Annotated in this window: 7 protein-coding genes; 2 read left to right on the plus strand and 5 right to left on the minus strand. The window is 76.7% G+C overall.

The window, feature by feature from the left end; genetic code table 11:
• Nucleotides 1-1,392 (minus strand): winged helix-turn-helix domain-containing protein (locus AB6N24_RS21850; RefSeq protein WP_489672070.1); only part of this gene is annotated, 1,392 nt, incomplete at its 3' end.
• A 234-nt stretch (nucleotides 1,393-1,626) separates the two neighbouring features.
• Here AB6N24_RS21850 and AB6N24_RS21855 point away from each other — a divergent pair.
• Entirely contained in the window at nucleotides 1,627-4,410 is a 2,784-nt protein-coding gene (locus AB6N24_RS21855) for a cellulose binding domain-containing protein (protein WP_412871469.1), read from the plus strand.
• 168 nt (nucleotides 4,411-4,578) lie between these two features.
• Nucleotides 4,579-5,538, plus strand: a complete 960-nt coding sequence (locus AB6N24_RS21860; RefSeq protein ID WP_412871470.1) for a pirin family protein — start codon at nucleotides 4,579-4,581, stop codon at nucleotides 5,536-5,538.
• A 29-nt stretch (nucleotides 5,539-5,567) separates the two neighbouring features.
• Here the strand turns inward: AB6N24_RS21860 and AB6N24_RS21865 are convergent, their stop codons facing one another.
• The 4 genes from AB6N24_RS21865 to modA form a co-directional block, all read right to left on the minus strand.
• Nucleotides 5,568-6,251, minus strand: a complete 684-nt coding sequence (locus AB6N24_RS21865) for a hypothetical protein (protein WP_412871471.1) — start codon at nucleotides 6,249-6,251, stop codon at nucleotides 5,568-5,570.
• Nucleotides 6,252-6,304: 53 nt separating this feature from the next.
• Nucleotides 6,305-7,372, minus strand: coding sequence for a sulfate/molybdate ABC transporter ATP-binding protein (locus AB6N24_RS21870; RefSeq protein ID WP_412871472.1), 1,068 nt, complete (start codon nucleotides 7,370-7,372; stop codon nucleotides 6,305-6,307).
• Nucleotides 7,373-7,548: 176 nt separating this feature from the next.
• A complete protein-coding gene (locus AB6N24_RS21875) occupies nucleotides 7,549-8,394 on the minus strand; it encodes an ABC transporter permease (protein ID WP_412871473.1) in 846 nt (281 codons plus the stop codon).
• Between the two features lie 29 nt (nucleotides 8,395-8,423).
• The gene (modA, locus tag AB6N24_RS21880; protein WP_412871474.1) at nucleotides 8,424-9,089 is read right to left on the minus strand and encodes a molybdate ABC transporter substrate-binding protein; all 666 of its coding nucleotides are present in this window, start codon (nucleotides 9,087-9,089) and stop codon (nucleotides 8,424-8,426) included.
• Nucleotides 9,090-9,244: the final 155 nt, after the last annotated feature.

A 9,244-nucleotide genomic window follows, 5' to 3' on the forward strand; every position in this document is an offset into this window, starting at 1 on the left:
GGCGCGGCCTGGGCTGACGAGCGCGGCACGGGCGGGCTCGCGCCGGACGGCCAGCCGGTCGGCGCCCGGCACCCACGCGGACACGCACGCGAGCTCGCGCTGGACCGCGGCGCGGTCGGCCGGGGTCGTGGCGCGGTCGAGGGCCGCGCGGTACGTCCGTGACGCGCCTCGCAGGTCGCCCTCGGCGAGCCGGAGCCGTGCGGCGGCGAGCACCGCCCACGGGTCGCTCTCGCGCAGCCCGTCCGGCAGCGCGTCGAGCCACGGACCTGGGCGGCGGGCGAGCGCCGGGCCCTCGACGGTGAGGAGGTGGTGCACCGTGGCGCGGTCGTCGGCGCGGCACGCGGCGTCGAGCGCGTCGTGCGGGTCGCCGTCGTCGGCCGCGACGCGCGCGGCGGCGGCGTGCAGGGCGCGCGTGCGCTCGGGTCCGTCGCGGTGGGCGAGAGCGTCGAGGAGGTGCGCGCGCAGCGGCGCGGTGAGCCGGAGGCGGCCGGGGTCGCCGGGCTCGGCGGTGAGGAGACCGAGCCCCTGGGCGGCGTCGAGGTGCCGGCGTGCGTCGTCCGCGTCGAGCAGGGCGGTGCAGCGGGCAGGGGTCAGGTGCGCGAGGACGCTCGTGGTGACGAGGAGCTCGCGCGTCGCGTCCGGGAGGTCACCGAGCACGTGCCGGTCCAGGTACTCGTGGGTGAGGTCGGCGCCCTCCCCCGCGACGGAGCGCCGGCGAGACGCGGGCAGGCGGCGGGTCGCGAGGTGGAACAGCTCGACGCCCGCGGGCCAGCCGCCGGTGCGGCGCACGAGGTCGTCGGTCTCCCGCGCCGCGACGGCGCTGCCGTGGAACCGGGCGAGCTCCGCGGCCTCCCACGTCCGCAGGCGCAGGTCGTCGGCGTCGAGCTGGGTCGCGGTGCCACGCAGCCGCCGGGTCAGGAGGGCGGCGGGAGTGGTCCGCGAGGCGAGCAGCACGCGCAGGCGCGCGGGCTGGTGGCGCAGGAGGAGCGTCACGGCGTCCGCGGCGGGTCCGGCGCCGAGGGCGTGCACGTCGTCGAGCACGAGCAGCCCGGGCGGGCCGGGCTCGTGCAGCGCGGCGACGGCGTGCTCCGCGGTGGTCCAGGGCTCGCGCGCGTCGGCGAGGTCGGCGCACGCGTGGCGCAGGTGCTCGAGCAGCACGGCGGGGTCGCGCAGCGCGGCGTCGAGGGTCAGCCAGCCGCGAGCGCCGGTGCTCGTCGTGGTGGCGTCGGCGAGGAGGGTGGTCTTGCCCCAGCCGGCGGGGGCGACGAGGGCGGCGAGGGGTGGGGTGCCGGGTCCGAGGAGGGCGTGGAGGAGGTGGGGGCGGTGGAGCGTGGGTGCGGGGGGTGGCCAGGTGCGGCTGCGGAGCAGGGCCGGGTGGCCTGATGTGGTCATGCGCACCTCGCTTGGGTGTCGCGTTGCGTCGTTGCAACTGCCCTCGTGCCCCTCGTGCCGCGTACGGGTGCACAGTATCGGGTGGGCGTTTCGGGGGGAATGGGCGTTCTCGGGTGGGGCTGAAAGGTTTCGCGGTCTCGAAGGCGTCGAACCGCTTCGATACGGTCGGGCGCCGCCACGGCCCGCTGTCCCGGGCTGCGGGGGCACCTCACCGTTCCCGAAGGAGTGAAGCGGATGCGTGTCCTACCAGTGATGGCGCCCCTGACGGCGATCGGCCTGGTCGCTGCGGCGGCGGTCGGTGTGAGCGCGGCGGACGTCGCCTCGGCGCCCGGGGCGGCTGCGGCCACCGGGTACGCCTGGGGCAACGTGGAGGTCGTGGGCGGGGGCTTCGTGCCCGGGATCGTCTTCAACCAGACCGAGAGGGACCTCGTGTACGCGCGCACCGACATCGGGGGCGCGTACCGGCTCGACAAGGCCACCCGGCGCTGGGTGCCGATCACGGACCACGTCGGCTGGGACGACTGGGGGCACAACGGGATCCTGAGCCTCGCGACGGACCCGGTCGAGACGAACCGCGTGTACGTGGCCGCGGGGACGTACACGAACGGCTGGGACCCGAACAACGGCGCGATCCTGCGCTCGACCGACAAGGGCGAGACGTGGAGGACGACGGTGCTGCCGTTCAAGGTCGGCGGGAACATGCCGGGCCGCGGCATGGGTGAACGGCTCAGCATCGACCCGAACAAGAGCTCGGTGCTGTACTTCGGCGCGGAGAGCGGCAACGGCCTGTGGCGGAGCACCGACCACGGGGCCACCTGGAACAGGGTGACGAGCTTCCCGAACGTCGGGAACTACGTGCAGGACGCGTCCTACGACTACACGGCCGACAACCAGGGCGTGCTGTGGACGACGTTCGACCCGACGACGGGGACGAAGGGCCAGGCCACGCGGACGCTGTACGTCGGGGTCGCCGACAAGGAGAACAGCGTCTACCGCTCCACGGACGCCGGGGCGACGTGGGAGCGGGTCCCGGGGCAGCCGACCGGGTACCTGCCGCACAAGGGTGTCTTCGACCACGTCGGCAAGCAGCTGTACGTCGCGACGTCCGACACGGGCGGCCCGTACGACGGCGGCAAGGGCGACGTGTGGCGCCTCGACACGACGACGGGCACGTGGACGCAGATCAGCCCGGTCCCGTCGTCGAGCACCGACAACACGTTCGGCTACTCGGGGCTGACGATCGACCGGCAGGACCCGGACACGATCATGGTCACGACGCAGGTGTCGTGGTGGCCGGACATCAACGTCTTCCGCAGCACCGACCGGGGTGCGACGTGGACGCGCATCTGGGACTGGGCGGGCTACCCGGCGCGGACGCTGCGGTACACGCAGGACATCAGCGGGGCGCCGTGGCTCACGTTCGGCAAGCAGTCGGCCGAGCCGGAGCTGAGCCCGAAGCTCGGGTGGATGACGGAGTCGTTCGAGATCGACCCGTTCGACTCGGACCGCGCGCTGTACGGGACGGGCGCGACGATCTACGGCACCGACAACCTGACGCGCTGGGACGCGGGCGGGAAGATCGACATCACGGTCCGCGCGCAGGGCCTCGAGGAGACCGCGGTGCTCGACCTCGCGGCCCCGCCCGGGGCGGTGGAGCTCGTCTCGGGGCTCGGCGACATCGGCGGGTTCGTGCACACCGATGTCACGAAGGTGCCGTCGACCATGTACACGCAGCCGTACCACGGCTCGGTGACCGGGGTGGACTTCGCGGCGCTCAAGCCGGCCACGATGGTGCGCGTCGGGCAGGCGGTCGACGGCGCGGTCGAGTCCCACATCGGTGTCTCGACGAGCTCGGGCAGCAGCTGGTGGGCTGGGCAGGAGCCCGCCGGGGTGACCGGGTCCGGCACCGTCGCGATGAGTGCGGACGGCGGGGCGATCGTGTGGAGCCCCGAGGGCACCGGCGTGCACGTCTCGACGACGTTCGGGTCGTCGTGGACCGCCTCGACCGGGGTGCCGGCCGGCGCGCGCGTCGAGTCGGACCGCGTGAACCCCAAGACGTTTTACGCCTACGCCGCGGGGAAGCTGTACGTCTCCACGGACGGCGGCGTGAGCTTCACGGCGTCCGCCGCGGCGGGCCTGCCGACCGAGGGCAACGTGCGCCTCGCGGCCGTGCCGGGCGTCGAGGGCGACGTGTGGCTCGCGGGCGGTGCGGCGACCTCGGCGTACGGGATCTGGCGCTCGACGGACTCCGGGAAGACGTTCACGCGCTTGGCGGACGTCGACCAGGGCGACGTCGTGGGCTTCGGCAAGGCAGCCCCCGGGAGGACCTACCCGGCGGTGTACACCTCGTCGAAGATCGGCGGCGTGCGCGGGATCTTCCGGTCCGACGACGCGGGCGCGACGTGGGTCCGCATCAACGACGACCAGCACCAGTGGGCGTGGACCGGCGGGGCGATCACCGGCGACCCCGACGTGTACGGCCGCGTGTACGTCGGCACCAACGGGCGCGGCATCGTGATGGGGAACCTCGACGGGACAGTGCCGACGCCGACCGCGACGCCCACACCCACGGCGACGCGCACGCCGACGCCGACGCCGACCGTGACGTCCACCCCGACGCCCACGGTCACCCCGACGCCGACGCCGACGCCGACGGTCACGACGACCCCGACGCCCACGCCGACCGTGACCACGGCTCCCGGGGCGTGCCGGGTCACGTACACGACCAGCGACTGGGGCTCGGGCTTCACCGCGTCGGTGAAGATCACCAACACGTCCGCGAGCGCCGTGCCGTCGTGGAGGCTCGGTTTCACGTTCGCGGGGAACCAGAAGATCACGAACGGCTGGTCCGGCGAGTTCACGCAGAGCGGGACGGCGGTGACGGTGGCGAACGCGGCGTGGAACGGCTCGCTGGCGGTGGGCGCGTCGACCGAGGTCGGGTTCAACGCCTCGTACTCGGGGGCGAACGTGCGGCCGTCGGCGTTCACGCTGAACGGCGCGACGTGCACGACGGGGTGAGCGGGCGGGGCCTGCGGCGCGGCCGCGGCGCACGCTGACCGGCTCGACCCGCACGTCGGCCCGTCCCGGGACCTCCGGGGCGGGCCGGCGTGCGCCGGGTGCGGCGTGCGCCGGGTCTGGCGCGGGGCAGGTCTGCCGCGGTGCCGGAGCGCCTGAGACAGTGGGGGCGTGACGAACCTCGAGGTGCGCCCCGACGAGACCCTGTGCCACCCGGTGCTGCAGCGTGGCCCGGTGCACCGCGTGCTGGAGCCGCGTGACGTGCCGCTGGGCGGGCTGCGGGCCATGCAGGTGAGCCGCACGCTGCCGCAGCGGGACCTGCCGCTGGTGGGCGCGTGGTGCTTCCTGGACCGGTTCGGGCCCGACCGGACCGACATGCGGGTGCTCCCCCACCCGCACACCGCGCTGCAGACGGTGACGTGGCCGCTCACCGGGGAGATCCACCACCGCGACAGCCTGGGCAGCGACGTCGTGGTGCGCCCCGGGGAGCTGAACATCATGACCGCGGGCCACGGGATCGCCCACTCCGAGATGTCCCTCGGTGAGCAGCCGCTGCTCGACGGCGCCCAGCTGTGGGTCGCGCTGCCCGCGAGCGCGGCGGACGGCCCGGCGGCGTTCGCGCAGCACCGGGACCTGCCGCGGGTGACCGGGGACGGGCTGGTGGCGACGGTGCTGGTGGGTGAGCTGGGCGGGGCGGCGTCGGACGCGGTCGTGCACACGCCGCTGCTGGGCGCCGACGTCGAGGTCGCACCGGGCACGGCGGCGCAGGTGGGGCTGCGGCGGGACTTCGAGCACGCCGTCCTGGTGCTGGCCGGGGACGTGGTGGTCGACGGGGCGGTGCTGCCGGCGGGTCCTCTGCTCTATCTGGGCGCGGGCCGGGACCGGCTCGCGGTCGCGAGCGGTGCGGGCGGGCGGTTCCTGCTGCTGGGCGGGGAGCCGTTCGCGGACGAGATCGTGATGTGGTGGAACTTCGTGGGGCGCAGCCACGACGAGGTGGCCCGCGCCCGGCACGACTGGGAGCACGCGCGCGAGGAGCGCTTCGGGGTGGTCGACGGGCACGACGGGGCGCGGATCCCGGCCCCGGAGCTGCCGAACGTGCACCTGACGCCGCGGCGGCGGCGCGCGGACTGACGGCCTCCGACGGGCCCTGACGGTCGCGGTCAGCGCGGGTCGCGCGGGAGAAGCACGACCGCGCGGCCCGGCTGGTCCCCGCGCCAGATGCTCACGGGGTGACCGACGCCGGGGTGGACGGTGCGCCAGTCGTCGTTGGTCCCCGTCCACGGGCCTCCCTCCCCGTCCGACGGCTCGACCCGTAGCACCGAGTCCCACGGGAGCCCGCTTGCGGCGACGACCCACCCCTCTCGACGGGTGCCGCCCCGAGCGCCGTGCACGGCTGCCCTGTGCGTCGCGAGCCGCGCGCGGGCGGCCGCGGCACGCCACGCCTCCCCCGCGACCCCGACGAGGACGAACGCCGCGACGAGACGCTCGTCGAGCGGACCGTCCACCAGCACGGCGGTCACCATCACGACCCACGCCGCGGTCGCGAGGGCCGTCGCCGTGGTGCTCCCGCGCGGGCCACCGAGCCGGAACGCCGCCGCCACGACGGCCGCCACGAACGCCGGGCCGGCGAGCAGGCACACCACGGCGGGGCGGACCTCGGCCCACCGGACAGCCACCGCGAGGACGAGCCCGAGGGCGGCGCCGGCCGGCGCGACCCAGGCCGGTCCGGGGTGCAGCCGCTCCTCGGCGTCGTCGGGGATCGCGAAGGTGCCGGGCCAGTCGTCGACGAGGAGGACGACGGCGTCGGCGGAGGCGGGGGCCGCGGGCGGGCGAGCGGAGGGCACGCCTCATTGTCGGTTCCCGCCGGGCCCGACCTGAGCAGTCCGACGGGTCCGGGTCAGCGCAGGTGCACGCCGACCTCGGTCGCCTTGACCGACAGCCACACGGGTACCCCGGGCCGCAGGCCGAGCTCGGCGACGGACGCGGCGGTGACGTCGGCGACGACCTCGGGGCGTCCGCTCGTGCGGACCCCCACGGCCGCGCCGCGCGGCTCGAGCGCGACGACCGTCGTGGTCCACACGTTGCGGGGGCTCGCGTGCGCGGGCTGCTCGGTGTGCACGGACACGGCGGCCGGGGCGAACACGGCCGCCGCGGCGACGCCGTCGGGCACGACCACCGTGCCGCGCAGGACCCGCCCGTCCGGGGCACGGACCCCACCGGCGTCGCCCGTGCCGACGACGAGGTTGACGCCCGCGAGCGCCGCGGTGAACGGGTCGCGCGGTGCGGCGAGCACGGCGCCGGTGGGCCCGTCGTGGACGGCGCGGCCGGAGTCGAGGACGAGGACCCGGTCGGCGAGGACGACCGCGTCGAGCACGTCGTGGGTGACGAGGACGGTCGTGGTGCCGGTGCGGGCGACCTGCTCGCGCAGGAGCTGACGCACGAGCGGGGCCTGCGTCGCGTCGAGGGCGGCGACCGGCTCGTCGAGCAGCAGCGCGTGGGGACGGGCGGCGAGCGCGCGGGCGAGCGCGACGCGTTGACGCTGGCCCCCGGAGAGCTCGGCGGGGCGGCGGGAGCCGAGGCCGGTCAGACCCACGGCGTCGAGCCAGGTCGCGGCGCCGGCGCGCGCGTCGGCGGGCGGGACCCCCTGGGCGCGGGGACCGAAGGCGACGTTCTCGAGGGCGCTCAGGTGCGGGAAGAGGCGCGGGTCCTGGCCGAGGAGCCCGACGCCGCGGTGCTCGGGAGGCACGGCCGCGCGCACGCGCCCGGCGTCGTCGACGTGGGTCAGCGCCCGGCCCGCGAGGTGCACGGTGCCGGCGCTCGGTCGCAGGAGCCCGGCGAGGACGGCGAGCAGCGTGGACTTCCCGGCCCCGTTGGGCCCGACGACGGCGAGCACCTCCCCGGGTTCGACGCCCAGGCGCACGTCGAGCGTGAACGCCTCGCCGCCGGGGCGGGCGGGCCGGTGCACGCGGACGTCGGCCCGAAGAGATCCCCCGGGGTCGTCGGCGTGCCTTCCCGGCGGCACACCACGGCGCGCACCCGGGACCGCCGCGGCGCCGGTGCCTGTGCGGGTCGCGCCGTCCCCCTGGGCCCCACGGTCCCCGCTTGCGGCACCGTTCCCCACCGGCCCTCGCCGTCCGGGCCTCATCCGCGGACCCCCGGCCGCCAGGCGCGGGCGAGGACGAGGATCACGACGGCGACCGCCACGAGGAGCAGCGACAGGGCCACCGCGGTGTCCGGGGACACCCCCGCACCGTTGAAGGCGGTGTAGATCGCGAGCGGCATCGTGCGGGTCACGCCCGGCACGTTCCCCGCGAACAGGGCGGTCGCCCCGAACTCGCCGAGGGCCCGCGCGAAGCACAGCACCGTCCCGCTCGCGAGGCCCGGGCCGGCGAGCGGGAGCGTGACCCGGCGCAGGACCGTCCAGCGGCCCGCCCCGAGCGTCGCGGCGACCGTCTCGTAGCCGGTGCCGAGCGTGCGCAGCGACCCCTCGACGGCCAGCACGAGGAACGGCAGCGCGACGAACGTCTGGGCGAGCACCACCGCGGCGGTCGTGAACGGCACCCGCACCCCGAGCAGCGTGTCGAGGTGCTCCCCGACGAGCCCCTGGCGGCCGAGCAGGTACAGCAGCGCGATCCCGCCGACCGTGGGCGGCAGCACGAGCGGGAGGGTCACGAGCGCGCGCACCACGTCCGCCGTGCGCGTGCGGGAGCGCGCGAGGAGCACCGCGAGCGGGAGCCCGAGGACGACGCACAGGGCGGTCGCGGTCGCCCCGGTGCGCAGGGAGAGGCCGAGCGCGGCGACGGCCTCCGGGGACGTGACCGCCGCGGGCACGCCGGCCCAGTCGGCGCGCACGAGCAGCGCGAGCACGGGCAGCACCAGCAGCGCGAGCCCCGTGACCGCGGCGACGGCGACGGTGCGCGGGACCCGCGGCCCGAGCTCCCGCGGCGGGGCGCCCGGGCCCGGACGCGCACCGGCCTGCTCCGTCACGGCGCCTCGCACCGGGCCGGACCCCTGCGTCACGGTGCCTCGAAGCCGTGGCGGGCGAACACGTCGCGCGCGGCCGCCGATCCCAGCAGCGCGACGAGGTCGCCCGCCTCGTCCGGGTGCGGGGCGCCCGCGACGACCGCCGCGCCGGCCATGGTGCGTGCGCGCGCCGCCCCGGGGATCTCGACCCCGTCGACAGCACCGGCCGCGCCGAGCACGTCCGTGACGTACACGACCCCGGCGTCCGCCTCGCCCGAGGCGACCTTCGCCAGGACCGCCGTCACGGCCTGCTCCTCGCTCGCGCGCGGGACGGCGACGCCGGCGTCGGCCAGGAGCGTGCGGGTGGCCGCCCCGCACGGGACGGGCGCCGCGCACAGCACGACCGCGACGTCCGGGCGGGCGAGGTCGGCGAGCCCCGTCACGCCGAGCGGGTTCCCCGCGGCGACCGCGATCCGCAGCGTGTTGGCGGCGACCTCGACCCCCGGGCCCGCGAGCAGGCCGTCGTCGGCGGCCCTGGCGGTCGACGCCGCATCGGCGAGGACGACGACGTCGGCGACGGCGCCCTCGCGCAGCTGCGTCAGCAGCGCCGCCGACCCGTCGTAGGTGACCTGCGGCACGGGCCCCCCGGTGCGTCCGGCGTGCAGCGCGAGGAGCTCGTCGAGCGGACCGTGCAGCGACGCCGCCGCGAGCACCCGCACCGGGTCGTCGGCGCCCGCCGGGCCGGCGCGCGCCGCCCCCCGAGGTGGTCACCGGGGCTCTGCGCGCGTTCCCCGCGCGCTGCCGCCCCGGGGGGGCGGCCCGGGTTCCCGGGCCCGCCACCGCGTCGGCCACCTACGATGGAGCTGCCATGACC

It is taken from the genome of Cellulomonas jepli (assembly GCF_047229345.1).
Lineage (GTDB): Bacteria > Actinomycetota > Actinomycetes > Actinomycetales > Cellulomonadaceae > Cellulomonas_A.

Excerpts from the sequence above, each read along its gene's own strand:
- AB6N24_RS21855 (WP_412871469.1), top strand. The coding sequence starts at position 1,627 with ATGCGTGTCCTACCAGTGATGGCGCCCCTGACGGCGATCGGCCTGGTC.